Below are 17,333 nucleotides of genomic sequence, written 5' to 3'. Positions count from 1 at the left end.
TCTATAACTCTAATACTTACTAACTATGAATTTCTTTAACTTTTTCGCTACGCATAGCCAGACAGGGAAAGGGTTTTGCTCTGAACCCATTTTAAATTCAAAAACTTATTTTTAGAAAATTGTCATTTTTAAAGTAAGTAAAAAAATATATAATATCTTCTCATACTATGATTATTTTATAAAATGTATTGACAAAGATAATAATTAATGTTATAATAATCTACGGATTTGGGCTCGTAGCTCAGTTGGTTAGAGCTTCCGGCTCATAACCGGGTGGTCGGTGGTTCGAATCCACCCGAGCCCACCAATAAAAGCCGAATTTTATTCGGCTTTTATTTTTAATTCTGTTAATATTTTACTATTTTCACAAACTTTTGTCAACAATCTAAAACTTGATTTTTAAATCTTGTTCATATTTTGCCAAATAATTAATAACTTCCTCATAGAGGTTTTCAAAATTTGAAAAATTCACAAAAAAGGTTTCTTTGCTATTTCTTAATTTCAATTCCACTTTACCATCTTTAAAGCTTTTCCCAATTAGTATTTTTAGAGGTACTCCTATAAGATCGATATCTTTAAATTTTATTCCTGCTGAAACCTCTCTATCATCTAAAAGCACATCAACACCTTTTTTAATAAGAAAATCGTAAACTTTTTCGGAAAAATCTTTTATTGATTCATCGTTCTTTATCAACGGTAAGACAGCTACTTCAAAAGGTGCTATACTTTTTGGCCAAATTATTCCATCTTCGTCGTTTAACTGTTCAACTATTGCCCCCAAAGTTCTGGAAACACCCCAACCATAACAGCCCATTATATAAGGTTTTTGCTCTCCATTTTCATCGGTAAAGTATGCTTTCATTTTTATTGAATATTTATCTCCCAATTCAAAAATTTGCCCAACTTCAATTCCTCTTGCCATTTTTAGTTTTCCTTCACAATTCTCAGTAGGGCACTTTTCACCTTCTTCCACATATCTTATATCACATACTTCATCTATTCTAAAATCTCTATAGGGATTAGCATTTATATAATGTTTCTTTTCTTGCATAGCCCCTATAACACCATTCTTCATTGAACTTACGCTAAAATCGGCTATTATTTTTACATCGTTTGGAACATTTATCGGACCTATGTATCCTACATTTACTTTAAATGCTTTGAGAACGTCTTCAGGTTGAGCTAAATCTATAGTTTGATCTTGAAAGAAAGAACGGATTTTTGAAATATTTAATTCTTTATCTCCACGAATTAATGCCATTATCCATTCTTTGTTGGATTTTAACAATATTGATTTTATCAATTTTGTTTTGGGAACATTTAAAAAGTTTGAAACTTCTTCTATCGTTTTACAATCACCTGTGTCAACCATTTGAATTTCTTTTAGTGTTTCTTCTTCAACACCTTGAAAATCTTCTGATGATTTGGCTTTTTCGTCGCTTGCTGCATAACCGCAATTCTCACAAAAATAGATTTTCCCTTCACCATTTTGGGCAAGTACATGAAATTCATGTGAAAAACTACCCCCAATAGCTCCAGTATCAGCTTCAACAATGGCATATTTAACTCCTAATCTTTTGCAAATATTGTCATATGCGCCATAAAATTCTTTATACGTTTCGTGTAGAGAATTATAATCTGTATGAAATGTATATGCATCTTTCATAATAAATTCCCTTGCCCTTAGTACACCAAACCTTGGTCTAATTTCATCTCTAAATTTTGTAGCAACTTGGAAAACATTTACAGGGAATTGTTTATATGACCTTAGCTCGTTTTTCATCAGAAAAGTAACTATCTCTTCATGAGTCGGACCAAGTGTAAACTCTCTATTGTGCCTATCTTTTAATTTCATTAATTCGGGACCATAATCATCCCATCTTCCTGTCATTTGCCACAATTCAGCTGGATGTATGATAGGCAGCATTATTTCCTGAGAACCAATTCTTTCCATTTCTTCTCTCACAATGTTTTCAATTTTTCTTATAACCTTCCAACCTAATGGAAGATAAGAATATACTCCTGAAGATATTTTTCTTATGAATCCACCCCGAATTAACAATTCATAACTTTTAATATCAGAATCAGCAGGGGACTCTTTTAAAGTGGGAGCATAAAGTTTAGAATATCTCAAAACAATCCCTCCAGTATGTTTAATAATTACTTACTTTAGAAATTCTAAAACTTATCTTTTATCAATGTTTTAGATTTAAATTGCCTCTATAGTTCTAATACTTACTAATCACATATTTCTTTAACTCCTCAGATATTTGTAACCAAGTACATGATACACCCTGTTAGATTTTCAGTCTGATACCACTTTGCTCAAGAGAATTCCGCACCATTTTTGAGAGAACCCAAGAAAGAAAAAATATCGCAAAATTTAATATATTATACCATATGCACTTTTACTTCTTGATATTTTACAAATAAAAAGAATTGACTAATCTTTGTGATATAATAATTAAAAATGATTCTATCTTTAAAATATTTTATAAGTGTGATTTTTCCGGAGGTGGAAGTTTTGCCCAAGTTTTATGTAACAACTCCAATTTATTACGTAAACAGTGAACCACATATAGGATCAGCATATACCACAATTGTTGCAGATGTTATAGCGAGATTTAAAAGAATGATGGGATATAATGTTTTTTTCTTAACCGGAACAGATGAACATGGCCAAAAGGTTTTACAAGCTTCAAAAGAAAAAAATATTTCTCCACAACAGTATGTTGACAATCTTTCATCAAAATTCAAAAAACTATGGGACGAAATGGGTATAAGTTATGATCATTTTGTTCGAACAACCGATGATTACCATATTAAAACTGTCCAGATATTTGTTCAAAAAATGATTGAAAATAAAGATGTATACAAAGGAAAATATGCAGGATGGTATTGTGTGCACGATGAAACCTTTTGGGCAGAAGAAGATATTATTCAAGAAGACGATAAAAAGCTTTGTCCTGAATGTCATAGAGAACTCAAATGGGTTGAAGAAGAAAATTATTTTTTTAAACTTTCAAAGTATACGGAACCTCTTTTAAAGTATTATGAAGAACATCCGGATTTTGTTGAACCATCTTTCAGAAAAAATGAAATGCTTCAGATCCTTAAAAACGGATTAAAAGATTTAAGTATAACAAGGACCTCTTTTGACTGGGGTATACCTTTACCGAGCGATCCTCAACATGTGATTTATGTATGGGTAGACGCTCTAATAAACTATGTAAGCGCCATAGGTTTTTCTGATAATGTAGAAAAGTTCAATGAATACTGGCCTGCAGATTTACACTTAATTGGAAAAGAAATAAATAGATTTCATTCCATAATTTGGCCTGCTATGTTAATGTCGGTAGGGCTACCTTTACCAAAAAAGGTTTTTGCTCATGGATGGTTAACAGTTAATGGTCAAAAGATTTCAAAATCCTTAGGAAATGCAATAGACCCTCGAATTTTGATGAAAGTATATGGAAAAGATGTTATTAGGTATTATCTTTTAAGAGACATTAACTTCGGAAAAGACGGAGATTTTTCCGAAGAGAATTTAATAGTTAGATATAATGCTGATTTAGTAAATGATCTGAGTAATTTAATACACAGAACCTTAACAATGCTTGAAAAATATTTTGAAGGTGTAATTCCAATTTCAGAAAAATCTGATAAAATAGATGATGAACTTTTTGAACTAATAGAAAACAAGAAAAATCAATATATAAACTTCATGGAAACTTACCAATTTACTCAGGCTTTAGAAAATTTGTGGGAAATAATAAGATTTTCAAACAAATATATAGACCTCACTGAACCATGGATCTTAGGAAGAGATGAAAGCAAAAAAGGAAGATTATCAACGGTTCTATATAATTTAACTGATAGCATTAGAATTATATCGATTTTAATTTATCCTATAATGCCAGAAACATCTCAAGACATATTAAAAAAGATTGGATATGATTCGGCACACATTCATTTTGAAAATATAAAATTAGGACTTTTGAGAAAAGGAATAAAGATAGATAAAGGTAATCCTCTTTTTGAAAGAATTGATTCAAACGAATGGAAAAGAGTTATTCAACAAGAAAAAACAGGTAAGGAGGAAAAAATGGAAACTATTAACAATGCTAACAACGTAATAGAAATAGATGACTTTAAAAAAGTTGATTTAAGAATTGGTGAAATAATAAAAGCAGAAAATATTGAAAAATCGAACAAATTGATACGATTAGTTATTAATTTAGGAGAGTTGGGAGACAAACAAATAATAGCTGGTATTAAATCTTATTATTCTGCTGAAGAATTAATTGGTAAAAAAGTTGTTGTAATTACTAATCTTAAACCGGCTAAACTTATGGGAGAAACGTCAGAAGGGATGCTGTTGGCAGCAAAAGACTCCCAAGGAAATTTAAGTTTATTAACCTTGGATAGAGATTTAGAACCAGGTTCCAAAATTTCGTAACGGAGGTTATGTAATAAATGGATTATCAAATATTTGAGAAAGACCTTACAGATGAATTAAAAAATTCTTATTTATTATATTCGTTGAGTGTTATTATAAGTAGGGCTATTCCAGATGTTAGAGATGGCCTTAAACCTGTACAAAGAAGAATCTTATATTCAATGAGTGAACTGAACCTAAAACATAATTCTTCTTTTAAAAAATGTGCCCGTATTGTGGGAGAAGTTATGGGGAAATACCATCCACATGGAGACGCTGCTATTTACGATGCTTTAGTGAGAATGGCTCAACCTTTTACTATGAGGTATACTTTAGTAGAAGGTCAAGGTAATTTTGGATCTATTGACGGAGATCCACCTGCAGCGATGAGATACACGGAAGCCCGCATGGATGAAGTTGGAGAATACATGCTCAAAGATATAGAAAAAGAAACTGTAGATTTTTTTGATAATTTTGATGGATCCCTTCAAGAACCTATTGTTTTGCCGACAAGAGTTCCAAATTTGTTGATGAACGGTTCAAGTGGTATAGCAGTTGGAATGACTACCAATATTCCACCACATAATTTGGTTGAATTAGTTAACGCATTAAAATATCTTATAGACAATCCACAAGCTTCTGTGAAAGAGCTTATGAAGTATTTAAAAGGTCCTGATTTTCCTACAGGTGGAAGTATTGTAGATGGTGAAAATTTAGAAGAATTATATGAAAATGGCAAAGGAAAAATTACAATAAGGGCTAAGTATAAAATAGAAGAAAACGACAAAGGAACTGCTATAGTATTTTATGAAATCCCTTATAATACTTCTAAGACAGATATTATAGAGCAGATAGTAAAATATGAGATAAAGAAAAAGGAAGAAAAGAAAGAGTCGGGTATCAAGGATATCAGGGACGAGAGCGATAAAGACGGAACAAGGTTAGTTATTGAATTAAAAAGAGACGCTAATATAAAGAGATTAATAAATGATTTGTTCAAACATACCAATCTGCAATCATATTTTTATGTTCAAATGAACGTCATTAACAAGTCTCAACCAACTTTGATGAATCTAAAAGAATTGATGCAATCATTCATAGACCATAGAGTAGAAGTTATAACACGCAGAACTAATTTTGACTTAGATAAAGCAAGGAAAAGAGCCCATATTGTTGAAGGATTGATAAAAGCGGTACAAGGTATAGATACCGTCATAGAAATAATAAGAAATTCACAAAATCCACAAGAAGCTCTAAAAAATCTTCAAGAAACTATAGGTGTAAGTGAAGAACAAGCAAAAGCTATAGCTGACATGCGTTTGATAAGTTTATCTCGGTTGGAAAGTGATAATTTAAAAAATGAATTGACAGATTTATACAACAAAATAAACGAAGCAAATGAAATATTACAAAATAATACAAGATTAATGAGTATAATAAAAGAAGAATTAGATGAAGTTAGCAAAAAATTTGGTGATCCAAGAAGGACAGAAATTTTATTCAACAAATCAAATTTTGAAGAAGAGAGTGAAGTTATTAAAGATGAAAATGTAGTTATTGTATTGACTAAATGGGGATATATAAAAGCTATTCCCATATCAGAATATAAAGTTCAAGGAAGAGGCGGCAAAGGATCTAAAGGAATCAAGATTTCAGAAAACGACGACGTTAAAGAAATAGTTTTTACAAATATGTTGTCTAAGCTTATGCTTATAAGTTCCCTTGGAAAGGCATACCAAATAAATACTTACGAAATAGAAACGAGTTCCAAAAATTCAAAGGGTATCCACATAGCCAACTATATTGGTTTAACTGAGGGAGAAACTATTAAAATCCTTATTTCTATTTCCTTAGACGGCGATTATGATAAAGATATTCTTATTTTTACAAAGATGGGAAAGGTTAAAAGAACGTCTTTAAGAGAGTTTGTTAATGCCAGAAGTTCTGGAATAAAAGCTATCAATCTATCTGAAAACGATGCTGTAGTAGATGCTATACTATTAGAAGATAGCAAAGAAAGCAATTTGTTAGTAATAACTAAAGAAGGAATGGCTTTAAATTTTACGTCATCTCAAATAAGAAAGATGGGAAGAGCAGCAATGGGAGTTACTTCTATAAGATTGAGAAAAGGCGATGAAGTGGTAAATGTTGTGAAAATAACAAATGATAAAAAATTGCTTTTAATAACAGAAAAGGGTTATGGAAAACGTGTAGCATTCGATTCTTACAGACCACAAAACAGAGGGGGAGTCGGATTAAAAACGGTCCGAGATATTAATAAAATCGGAAAAATAGTTACTGCTATGGCTGTTGAGGACGGTAAGGATATTTTAATATTCACAAAAAAAGGTAAGGCAATTAGAGTTAATGTTGATAATATAAATGTTTTACAAAGAATAACGCAAGGTGTAATTGTAGTTCGATTAGATGAGGATGACTACGTAGTAAACGCAATTGAAGTAAAAAACGAAGACGATTGAAGAATTGAAAAAGGAGAATCTAAGATGGAAGAGTTGACAAAGAGACAAGCACAGATATTAACCTATATAAAAAGTTATATTGAAGAAAATGGATTTGCTCCAAGTATTAGAGATATAATGAAACATTTCAACTTCAAAAGTCCAAGAGCAGCCCATAAACATTTAATTACATTAGAAAGCAAAGGATATATCGAGAGAAAAAATGTTTCAAGAAGTATAACCTTGACTTCAAAATCTGGTCAAACTTATACAACGGAATTAAAAGTTCCTGTTTCCGGAAAAATAGCGGCTGGAGATGCCATTGAGGCTATTGAGAAAATTACAGACTACATTTCTTTGCCAACGACTTTCTTTCCTAAAACTTTTGAATATTTTTCGTTAAGAGTGGAAGGAAATTCTATGGTAGATGCTCAAATAAAAAGCGGAGACTTTGTCATCATTCGTCGACAAAATTATGCAGAAGACGGAGATATAATAGTTGCTTTAATAGATAACAATAAAGCTACTTTAAAGAGATACAAAAAAATAAACGAAAAAGAAGTCTTGCTGATTCCAGAAAACAAAGAGATGAAAGAAATAAAAATAAGTTTCGATAGATTAAAAATACAAGGTAAAATGGTTGGATTGATTAGAATACTGTAAAAACGATGTTTAAAAGTGTGATCTATAAACATAATAATTGGAGGATAAAATATGAAAATAGCGATAGCATCTGATCATGCTGCTTATGAAATGAAAGAAACTATAAAAAATTATCTAAAAATAGAAAAGGGTATTGATGTTATCGATTTGGGAGCAAATTCTTCAGAAAGTGTTGATTATCCAGATTATGCAGAACCTTTAGGACTTATGGTTACAAGCAAAGAGGTAGATTTTGGAATAGCGCTGTGTGGGACAGGCATTGGTATGTCTATTGCTGTCAACAAAGTAAAAGGTGTGCGAGGCGCTTTATGTTTGTACCCCACTATGGCAGAATTTGCACGGAAACATAATGACGCTAATGTTTTAGTATTAGCAGGAAGACTTATGGGGAGTGATTTAGCTAAGCTTACAGTAGACACATTTTTGAATACTGATTTTGATGGTGGAAGACATAAAAAGCGGATAGAAAAAATTGCGAGAATAGAAAAGCAAAATTGAAGGAAGATTTGTTATGAAGAGTATCAATTTTTCAAAGGGTATAGAAAAAGAAATTAATATAAATATTAACTTAGCTTATTACGAAGATTACTTAAATAAGTATGTTTCTAAATATGGCACACTAATGGTAATCGACTCTAAATTAAAAAAACATATGAACTTTCTTGAAGATGAGAACATTGTTTTTATTCCCGGCGGGCAAGAAGCTAAATATTTTGATAAATATTTAGATTTGTGTAAAACTATCATAAAAGGCAATTATAATGATTTGGTAGTGGTAGGTGGAGGTTCTTTAATAGATCAAGTAGGTTATACATTTCATACTTTGGATTTCCCGAAAGGTCGATTAACGATTGTTCCCACGACATTATCATCTATGATATATTTGCCAGTTTCTGGAGAATTTTATTTAGACATGAATTATACGAAAAATTTCTTGAAAGTTAATGGATATCCAGATATAGTTTATGTTGATCCATATTTTTGTAAATATTTGGAAAAAGACAACATGAAAAAATACTTTATTTTAGGATACATCTTAGGATTGTTATTCGATAAGAAATTTGCTGAATTGTCTTTTAAGTATTCAAAGAATTTTTTAAGGTTAGATTTGGAAGAGTATCTATACCAAGCAATAAAATTTGTTTTATCGCTTTATTCAAACGATTTGGTTTTTCCAGGAACTAAACTTGTAAAGTATTTAATAGATACAGAACATAAAAAAAATGTGGAATTCATTGAAAGTGAATATATTACATTTGTTTTCCTTTCATATGTAAGTCTTAAATTAGGATATATTGACGAAGATATGTTTGAAAACATATATAAAGATCTTAAAAGTTTTGGTTTATCCAAATCTTTTTATTCTCAGATAATAAAACTTAAAAGTCAAAATATTCCTATTTTTGAAACTTTGATCACGCAAAATGGTTTTGTTAATTTGCATTTAAATTTATCCGAGTTGATGGAATTCGTTCCCGAATTTAAGGTATTGATGAAAGGGGTGTAATATTGAAAAGCAGAACAGGCCCAGCTACTATCGTTATTTTAATTGTTTTTATTTTGCCGTTAGTTACTTTTTTACTAACTATTTATACTCTGTTTCTAAAAAATCAGATGAATAATTTGTCTTTGAAAATAGTTGCTTTAGAAAATGAATCTTTGCTATCAAGTTATGAGCCTTTAGAGGGTAGTAGCTTGAATCTTGAACCTATTCTAACGTTACCTGAATTAAACATAGGTAAAATAGAAGCAAAAAAACAATATAATATAAAAGAACTAACTTATGAAGAACTGTTAGATAACTCTTTAACACTAATTAAACCGGTAAATCAAGGAGCCGTTAAGATATATGATAATAAACAAAAAGCTTTTGAGGAAGCTTTATATGCTTTAGAAAAAAGTATACCTTATTTCATCTTTCAAAATGGAAATAAATACTATGTATACAGAGAAGATTACAGTTTAGAAGAAAATCAAGTTCAACAGTATATGTTCTCCATCCAAATTTATTTATACACCACGCCTGCTCCCGCAATGTTTCCTACAATCGCTTTAAGAAAAGCGGGCATTCCTGCTATTGTATTCAATGGAAAATTTCAAACAAGTAATGAAGATTACTGGTCTATATTAGTAGGAATATTTGAGACTCTAAATGAAGCCCAGCAATATATGAGAAACATGGATGAAGAAAAAATATACGAACTAACTGGTCTAAGTATAAAAGACCGATTTACTAAAGGCGTTTATTTTAATGGAACTGAAAAAATGTGAAAAAGAAATTACTGTTTTCCTTTTTAAGTATAATTTTGGTTTTTACAATCAGTTTTATAACGCTTAATCAACATCAAAACACTCTGAATTCTGATATGAATCAAGAATCATTAAAAATAGATTTGTTAACTGCAAACGTAGAAGACTTAATTAAGATACCAGGTATAGGACCATCTAAAGCATCTGCAATTATTAAGTATAGAGAAAGTTATGGTTTCAATAAAATAGAAGATTTAAAAAATGTTTCTGGAATAGGAGAAAAAACTTTTTCAAATATTAAAGACTATATTTATGTTTCAAAAAACTCTTATACAGTTAAAACTGATAAAATTAATATAAATATTGCCTCCTCAGAAGAATTAGAGAGTTTGCCTGGTATTGGTAAAGTAACCTCACAAAGAATTGTTGAATACAGGTCCATTAAGAATATAGAATCCGTAGATGAATTAAAAAAAATAGGTATTCCTAATTCTACTATCGAAAAAATAGAAGGGATGATAATTTTTTGAAAATAATACTTCACACTTGTTGTGCTCCTGATTTAACAATTTCTTATAAAAAACTTAAAGAAAAATTATTTGAGCCAACTGTTTTCTTTTATAACCCAAATATTTATCCGCAAGAAGAATATTATAAAAGATTAAGTGAAGTGAAAAAACTCCAAAAATTTTGGGATTTTAAGTTATTAGAAGGTCCTTATGAACCCGAGAAATATTATGAAATAATAAAGGGTTTGGAAAACGATAAAGCATTAAGATGCGTGAAGTGCATGGAATTAAGAATAAGCAAAACAAAAGCTTTCGCCGAAAAGTTTAACTATGATTTTTATAGTTCTACCCTTTTAGCTTCTCCAAGAAAATCTCATAAAGACATAATGAAAATAACTCAAGAAATTAATAACAATAAAACAAATTTTGTATATGAAAACTTTAGATCTAACAATGGCATAAAAGAGGCATCAAAAATATGCAAAAGTTATAATATTTATCGTCAAAATTATTGTGGATGCTTTTTTTCATCCGTAGAATCTGAAAAATACGAAGAAGAATCTAAGAAAAAAAATTATGCCAAAATTAAGGAAATTTTAGGAGAAACTATAACGGAAAAACTTTTTGAAAAGCTTTACAAAAAAGATCTTTTAAAAATCCCCGAAGATATATCTTACAACTTGTTAAAAAATGAGGGTTATTCAATTCTAAAATGCTTAAAACCTCAAATAATATTAATGAAAAAGAATATTGCAGCAGAATTTGGTATTAAAAAAAATGGAAGATATAAAGTTGACAATTGGAAAGTAAAAATCATATTATGGTGAACAAAGGAGTATTCCCATGTCAAAATATGAAATTAAAGTATCAGAAGATGCGATGGTAGCTTCTTTAAAACTTATTGATGATGGTAAACCTCCTACAATTGAAGAAATCGAGAATTTTCTAAAAGAAAAAGGAATAATACACGGAATAAGGAGAGAAGTCATAGATGAAATAATATCAGCTCCAAAGTATAATATTGAATACCCCATCGCTTACGGAGATCCCCCTCGAGTTGGTGAAGATGCAAGGTTAGTGTATCACGAAAAACTATTACAAAAGTTAAATAATACAGATTTTATTCAAAAAGATATCGATTTAAAAGAAACTAATCAATTGATAATTGTATATACTGAAGAAGAATTAGCACAAGTTATTCCTCCTAAGAAAGGTCCTGACGGTAAAAATGTCAGAGGCGAAGTTGTTGAAGGAATACTAGGAAAAGATTTAAAACTAAAACTTGGGAAAAATGTTGAATTAATAGAAAACAAAGTAATATCAAAAATCGATGGTAAATTTATTAGCAAGGAAGAAAAAAATGGAGAAATCTTTTTAGATGTTTCAGATGAGCATAAAATTGATGGAAATGTTGATTACTCTACTGGAAATATAAGATTTCCAGGAAAGATTGTAATTAATGGTGATGTTAAACCTGGTTTTGTAGTAGAAGCTAAAACATACATTGAAATTAAAGGTGTAGTTGAAGCTGCAAAGATACTTTGTGAAGGAGAAGCACATATTTTTGGGATAAAGGGAGGGGGAAAAGGTTTAATTAAAGTTGGAAGCTTATACTGTAATTACATTGAAAACGTACAAGTAGAAGTTTCTGAATCTGTTATAGTAAAGACTTCCATAGTTAATTCAAACGTTAAATCTGGGAAAAGCATAATTGTTGAAGGTAACAATGGGCGTATTTCTGGTGGAACTGTTTTAGCAACAAACCTTATAGAAGCAGATATCTTGGGTAGCGAAGGGAATGTTAAGACTATATGTGAAGTAGGTATATCTCCAGAATTGAATCAAGAATTGGTAGACTTAGAAACGAAAGTAGCTTTGATTACAGATAATTTGAAAAAATTAAGTTCTATTCTCACAGGCTTAAAAAAACTTAAAGAAAAAAATATGTTAGATACTCAAAAACTGGAGTATTATAAAAAATCTGTTAATACCTTTAAACTTTTGTTGGAAGAATTAGAAGAAATAAAAGAAAGATTAGAATTGTTAAAACAAAAAATTCAATCTTCAAAAGAAAGTGCATTTATAGTTGCTCGCCGCATTGTCTATCCCGGTGTTGAGATTATTATTCACAAAAAGAAGTTTGTGCCTAATGTTCCTGTTACAAAAGTAATATTTAAATTGGAAGGCGACGAAATAGTACCGCATGGTTATCAAACAGAAATTCATCAATAATTTCTTGGTTATTTAGCGTTTTAGGTAGAGACTTTAGAAATGATAATTTTTTAAAAATAAGCATTTGAATTTATAACGGGTTCAGGGCGGAGCCCTTCTCACTCTCTTTCACTAAACGTAGCGAAGAAGTTAAAGAAATTCATATTTAGTAAGTATTAGATAGGAACTTAGAAATAAGAATTTTCTAAAAGAAAAATTTTGAATTTATAACGGGTTCAGAGTGGAGCCCTTCCCATTCTCTTTCACTAAACGTAGCGAAGAAGTTAAAGAAATTCATATTTAGTAAGTATTAGATAGGAACTTAGAAATAAGAATTTTCTAAAAGAAAAATTTTGAATTTATAACGGGTTCAGGGCGGAGCCCTTCCCACTCTCTTTCACTAAACGTAGCAAAAAAATTAAAGAAATTAAGAATTAAATAAGATTAGAATTGGAAAGGTATTTTGTAAAAAAATAACACTAAAACATACATATAATAAGAATTTTGCAATTTCTAAAGTGAGTAAAATTTATACTTTAGCAGGAGGAAAAAATGAAACGTTTATTATTTTTTTTACTTTTGATTATTTTTTTCTTACAAATTCCTATAACTTTTTATTCAGGAGTATTAGACCAATTTGTTTTTGTATTAGATCCTGAAGAACTTTTAAATTCTTCTATTCAATCATTAAACGTGTTAGGTCTTTACTTAAAGTACTATCAAACTGGTAACATTCAATACAAAAACATCGCTGATCAAACAGTTCCATATTTAAACCAAGATTTAAAAGCTGATGAAAAAGCTATTTTAAATGTTTTAAGCGAATATAGATGGGGAAATTCTCAAGAAACCATTCATAAAATTGATCTATTATTAAAAAACTATCCAAATTCTGTAATTGTTAATGCAATAAATGTGTGGTTTTTATTTGATGAATGGAAAAAGACTGAATCTTATGAACTATCTAAGAATATTTTAAGCTCTATTGATATAATAAAAGAAAATGTTGGAATTAACCCATTTTCTTCTTATTATGAATCTATTATAAGATGGAACAATGCTTCGATACAAGAAAAGCAGGAAATATACTCACAGTTGAACCAAACATTTTCCTTATTTCCAGATAACAAAAAAATTCAACAATTGTTAATAACCAAGGCTTATGAACTGTCAGATTATCAACGTATCCAACAAATAGCGCCTGTTTATACGAATCAACCTTATACCGAAGAAAATATAATGCTTATAATTGCTTATTCTTATTATTATCTTGATCAAAAAACTCAAGCCAGAAGAATAGCCGAATGGTTGGTTAAAAACTCTGACAAAAAAAATATTTTATCTAAAAGCTATGAACTTTTAGGAGATATTTCTAACACCTTTACTCAGAAGGTAAACTATTATTATACTTCGTTGAATTACGATCAGAAAAATGCCGGTGCTCTTGCCAAAATCGGTACAACTTTATACCAAGATAATAGTAAAGAGTATCTGGAATTATCAAAAATCTTTCTAACAAAAGCTGTTATTTTTGATCCAACCAACGAAGCTGCTTTGCAAATATTAAAAGAAATTGATAAAAAATACGAATTAAGAAATTTCTTTTCAACATTATTGCCTTTATTTATTCTATCAATATTTATAATTTTTATTATCTATATATTTGGAAAGGAGAAAGAACAAGAAAATGCAGCTAAATGAAGAAAATAACTATATTAAAGTTTTAGACAAAGGATTTGTAATTCTCGTAGATTATATGGGTAACGATCGCTCAGCAGTGAAAGCCGCACGTGTTTCTCATGGCAAAGATATTTCTACAGAAGAGCGAGATAAAAATCTCATTAGTTATCTCATGAAACACGGTCACTTGTCTCCTTTTGAACATATCACTTTTACATTTCATGTAAAAGCTCCGATATTTGTAGTCAGACAATGGTTTCGACATAGAATTGGTATGTCTCCTAATGAAATGAGTAGACGATACACATCAAAAAATGCTAATGAGTTTTATGTCCCGCAACATATAAGAATTGAAGATCCTACTGATAAACAAAGCAGTATAAAGTATGAAGATGAAAATACAAAAAATGAAGCTTTAAAAATTATTCAAGAAACATATACTCAAGTTTATAATGCCTATGAAAACCTTTTAAAATTAGGTGTGGCAAGAGAAATGGCAAGAATTGTTTTGCCTGTTGGAGAATATACAGAATTTTATTTAACCACAAATGTAAGGGCTTTAATGCACTTTTTAGATTTAAGGGCTAGTACCCATGCACAATGGGAGATTCAAGAATATGCCAAAGCATTGGCACAATTTTTCAAAAAGTTATGTCCTTGGACATACGAAGCATATTTGAAGTATGAATATAAAGGTGATGTTTTAAAAAATGAAATTTAGAGACTTTAAAAAATAATGTTTTGAATTTAAAACGGGTTCAGACTAATATTAAAATCAAATTTAATTAGGAGGTTTTTTAAGTGAAAAAAGCTGCTTTATTCCTCATAATGGTTTTGCTATTAACTACTGTTAGTTTTTCCATAACTGTTTTGAACGAAATAACCTATAATATTGATATTTCTTATGCTGCTACTGATGTTGAGAAAGTATTAACAAATTTTGGAATCAAAAAAGGGAATTACGTTAGTGAAATTGATATTAGGTTAGCTGTACGAGAAATTCTAAATATAGGTTATTTTACTTCGGTCTCCTATAATTTCAATGAAGACTTGGGATTGTTAGAAATTATATTTGTACCAAATCCTACACCACAAAAAATAGCAATCGAAATATTGGGAGATAAATTAATTGACAAAAAGAATATAGAGTCTACGATAACTGTTAAACCAGGAATTCCTATTAACTTAAATGATTTTCAAAATTCTTTAAAAAATATTCAAGACCTTTATATAAAAAATGGTTACCAATTTGTCGATGTATCATCCAACCTAAAAATAAATAGTGAAGGATTAACTCTTGAATCAACTGAAATAAACAAAAAGAAATATGATAATACAACTCTTGTTTTTATTGTAAAAGAGTATACTCTTTGGGATTTAGAACTTAGAGGCGAAATCTCTCAATTAGATAAATCATTAATAAAGGATAGACTTGGTTTTAATTTTAGAAAAGATTGGAATCAAAAATTTTTCTTGTTTAGACCCAACGTTAAAGAAACATACCCTAGTTTTCAAAAGATTCAACAAATTCTTTCTTCTCTAAATCAAATGCCTTTTTTTACTCCTGATACTAAGTTATATTTTGAAATAATAGATATTCCAGAAAATAAAGGTGGAGAGTTAATTTTAATACTTGAAGGAAATTTAAGAAAAATTGTTGATACAGAACCAATTTTCTTATCCCAAGTGGTTTATAACGGTAATGAAAGTATTCCAAAATTTAGATTAGACGAAGAAATTCAAAAACATTTAAAAATAGGTATGCGTAATTATAATTTAGATCTTTTATATGCCTATGATGCAATTCAGCAGTTATATTTTAACGAAGGATACATATTTACACAGATAACTCCCTATTTTCAAGATGAAACCTTGATCTTTGAAATAAAGGAAGCTAAAGTAGGAGAAGTTGAAATAACGCAAGAAGAAGACGCTAAAACACAAAGGTATATTGTAGAATCCCTAGTGAAAATAAAACCCGGTGATGTTGTCAATCAAAAACAATTGCAGGATACTTATATTTCTTTTGTTGGTACAGGGTTCTTTGATAATGTTCAAATAGTTCCATTTCTCATTGAAGAAGAAGAAAACATTTTTGGGTTTAGAATTACCCCCGTTGAAAAAGAGAAATTAGGAAAGTTAATTGGAGGAATAACATGGACTATGCCGGATGGAGAAGAATGGTATAAAGGCTTTAGTGGACAATTAGAAGTTGAGTGGGCTAATCCATTTGGATATGGACAAACATTCGACGTTTATACTAATTTAACTCCGCTAAATAACAGATATGAATTTGGGTTCAACTACAATATAATAAAGTTGCTTGGTAGTGACTTAGATTTAGGAGCAACAATTAAGTACACATTGACAAACGATGGAATATTACATTCTGGATTTGAGAACAAACTTTTAACCAACCAATTTAGTATTTCTGTTTCTCCAAGATATCAAATTTATGATTTTTCATATTTAACAGGTTCTTTAGGGTACAATAATTATACTTTTAAAGATGAACCGGAAAAATTGAATACTTTAGATACATCGATAGGATATTTATATAACACTGTTGACAGTCCTTACAGGCCTTATCAAGGTATTTACTTTAGAGTCAACGACTTGCTGGGTTTTCAATTAGACAATATGGATAATTATTACTTAGGAGCTAATATAGAAGCCAAATATTTTCAAAGTTTTTATAAATTCACGTGGGGGTCGCGGCTTAGATTTGCTTCTGTTACAGATCAAAGTAATCTATACCCAGATTTTGGAGTTGGAGGTATGAACTCAATAAGAACTTATAATTTTTATGAAAAACAGGGAGATTCATTATTACTTTTCAATACAGAATTAGTTTATGAACTCTCAAAAGGGCAAATTCCTTTAGATGCTTTTGCTTTCTTTGATTATGGAAATGCAACAGAGCTTTCCGATATATTTTCCGATCCACTATGGTCATTTGGTGGAGGTTTAAAGATAACAGTACCTTTATTTGGACAAATCAGCTTTGGATACGGATGGGATAAAGATTTGGACGGCCAATTTTGGTTTGGTTTTGGTCAAGTATTTTAGAAAAATTTAATATCTTTATGAAAATATATTTTAATCAAATTATAATAAATTAGT

13 protein-coding genes and 1 tRNA gene are annotated in these 17,333 nt (G+C 29.9%); 13 read left to right on the top strand and 1 reads right to left on the bottom strand.

Annotation, left to right across the window (positions count from 1 at the left end; all coding sequences use genetic code 11):
* Positions 1–230 precede the first annotated feature (230 nt).
* A tRNA-Ile gene (locus tag X924_RS06555) sits at positions 231–307 on the top strand.
* Between the two features lie 78 nt (positions 308–385).
* Here X924_RS06555 and X924_RS06550 read toward each other — a convergent pair.
* The gene (locus tag X924_RS06550; RefSeq protein WP_121958137.1) at positions 386–2,134 is read right to left on the bottom strand and encodes a proline--tRNA ligase; all 1,749 of its coding nucleotides are present in this window, start codon (positions 2,132–2,134) and stop codon (positions 386–388) included.
* 390 nt (positions 2,135–2,524) lie between these two features.
* Here X924_RS06550 and metG point away from each other — a divergent pair, with 390 nt between their 5' ends.
* The 12 genes from metG to X924_RS06490 all read left to right on the top strand — a co-directional run bounded on the left by metG (position 2,525) and on the right by X924_RS06490 (position 17,279).
* Positions 2,525–4,459 carry a methionine--tRNA ligase gene (gene metG / locus X924_RS06545; RefSeq protein WP_121958136.1) on the top strand — a complete coding sequence of 645 codons (1,935 nt, stop codon included), beginning with the start codon at positions 2,525–2,527 and terminating at the stop codon, positions 4,457–4,459.
* A 17-nt stretch (positions 4,460–4,476) separates the two neighbouring features.
* Positions 4,477–6,918 (top strand): DNA gyrase subunit A, encoded by a 2,442-nt coding sequence (gene gyrA, locus X924_RS06540; protein ID WP_121958135.1) that lies wholly within the window; start codon positions 4,477–4,479, stop codon positions 6,916–6,918.
* A gap of 24 nt (positions 6,919–6,942) precedes the next feature.
* Positions 6,943–7,560, top strand: coding sequence for a transcriptional repressor LexA (gene lexA, locus X924_RS06535; RefSeq protein WP_121958134.1), 618 nt, complete (start codon positions 6,943–6,945; stop codon positions 7,558–7,560).
* Positions 7,561–7,611: 51 nt separating this feature from the next.
* The gene (rpiB, locus tag X924_RS06530; RefSeq protein WP_121958133.1) at positions 7,612–8,058 is read left to right on the top strand and encodes a ribose 5-phosphate isomerase B; all 447 of its coding nucleotides are present in this window, start codon (positions 7,612–7,614) and stop codon (positions 8,056–8,058) included.
* Between the two features lie 13 nt (positions 8,059–8,071).
* Positions 8,072–9,067 (top strand): hypothetical protein, encoded by a 996-nt coding sequence (locus tag X924_RS06525; protein ID WP_121958132.1) that lies wholly within the window; start codon positions 8,072–8,074, stop codon positions 9,065–9,067.
* Positions 9,068–9,069: 2 nt separating this feature from the next.
* On the top strand, positions 9,070–9,831 hold the full coding sequence (locus X924_RS06520; protein ID WP_121958131.1) for a hypothetical protein: 762 nt from the start codon (positions 9,070–9,072) through the stop codon (positions 9,829–9,831).
* Positions 9,828–10,340, top strand: coding sequence for a ComEA family DNA-binding protein (locus X924_RS06515; RefSeq protein WP_121958130.1), 513 nt, complete (start codon positions 9,828–9,830; stop codon positions 10,338–10,340). Before X924_RS06520 ends, X924_RS06515 begins: the two co-directional genes overlap by 4 nt.
* A complete protein-coding gene (locus X924_RS06510; RefSeq protein WP_121958129.1) occupies positions 10,337–11,146 on the top strand; it encodes an epoxyqueuosine reductase QueH in 810 nt (269 codons plus the stop codon). The genes X924_RS06515 and X924_RS06510 overlap by 4 nt, the downstream gene beginning before the upstream one ends.
* Positions 11,147–11,162: 16 nt before the next feature.
* Positions 11,163–12,551, top strand: a complete 1,389-nt coding sequence (locus X924_RS06505; protein WP_121958128.1) for a DUF342 domain-containing protein — start codon at positions 11,163–11,165, stop codon at positions 12,549–12,551.
* Between the two features lie 531 nt (positions 12,552–13,082).
* Entirely contained in the window at positions 13,083–14,231 is a 1,149-nt protein-coding gene (locus tag X924_RS06500; RefSeq protein ID WP_121958127.1) for a hypothetical protein, read from the top strand.
* Positions 14,218–14,931, top strand: a complete 714-nt coding sequence (gene thyX, locus X924_RS06495; RefSeq protein ID WP_121958126.1) for an FAD-dependent thymidylate synthase — start codon at positions 14,218–14,220, stop codon at positions 14,929–14,931. Before X924_RS06500 ends, thyX begins: the two co-directional genes overlap by 14 nt.
* An 80-nt stretch (positions 14,932–15,011) precedes the next feature.
* A complete protein-coding gene (locus X924_RS06490) occupies positions 15,012–17,279 on the top strand; it encodes an outer membrane protein assembly factor (protein ID WP_121958125.1) in 2,268 nt (755 codons plus the stop codon).
* The last annotated feature ends 54 nt before the right edge of the window (positions 17,280–17,333 follow it).

The organism is Petrotoga sp. 9PWA.NaAc.5.4 (assembly GCF_002895485.1).
In the GTDB taxonomy this organism is placed as follows: domain Bacteria; phylum Thermotogota; class Thermotogae; order Petrotogales; family Petrotogaceae; genus AZRK01.
Note: the sequence above shows the minus strand (reverse complement) of the source record. Positions and strands in the feature narration are given on the sequence as shown.

Excerpts from the sequence above, each read along its gene's own strand:
- gyrA (WP_121958135.1), top strand. The coding sequence starts at position 4,477 with ATGGATTATCAAATATTTGAGAAAGACCTTACAGATGAATTAAAAAAT.
- lexA (WP_121958134.1), top strand. The coding sequence starts at position 6,943 with ATGGAAGAGTTGACAAAGAGACAAGCACAGATATTAACCTATATAAAA.
- rpiB (WP_121958133.1), top strand. The coding sequence starts at position 7,612 with ATGAAAATAGCGATAGCATCTGATCATGCTGCTTATGAAATGAAAGAA.
- X924_RS06525 (WP_121958132.1), top strand. The coding sequence starts at position 8,072 with ATGAAGAGTATCAATTTTTCAAAGGGTATAGAAAAAGAAATTAATATA.
- X924_RS06505 (WP_121958128.1), top strand. The coding sequence starts at position 11,163 with ATGTCAAAATATGAAATTAAAGTATCAGAAGATGCGATGGTAGCTTCT.
- X924_RS06500 (WP_121958127.1), top strand. The coding sequence starts at position 13,083 with ATGAAACGTTTATTATTTTTTTTACTTTTGATTATTTTTTTCTTACAA.
- thyX (WP_121958126.1), top strand. The coding sequence starts at position 14,218 with ATGCAGCTAAATGAAGAAAATAACTATATTAAAGTTTTAGACAAAGGA.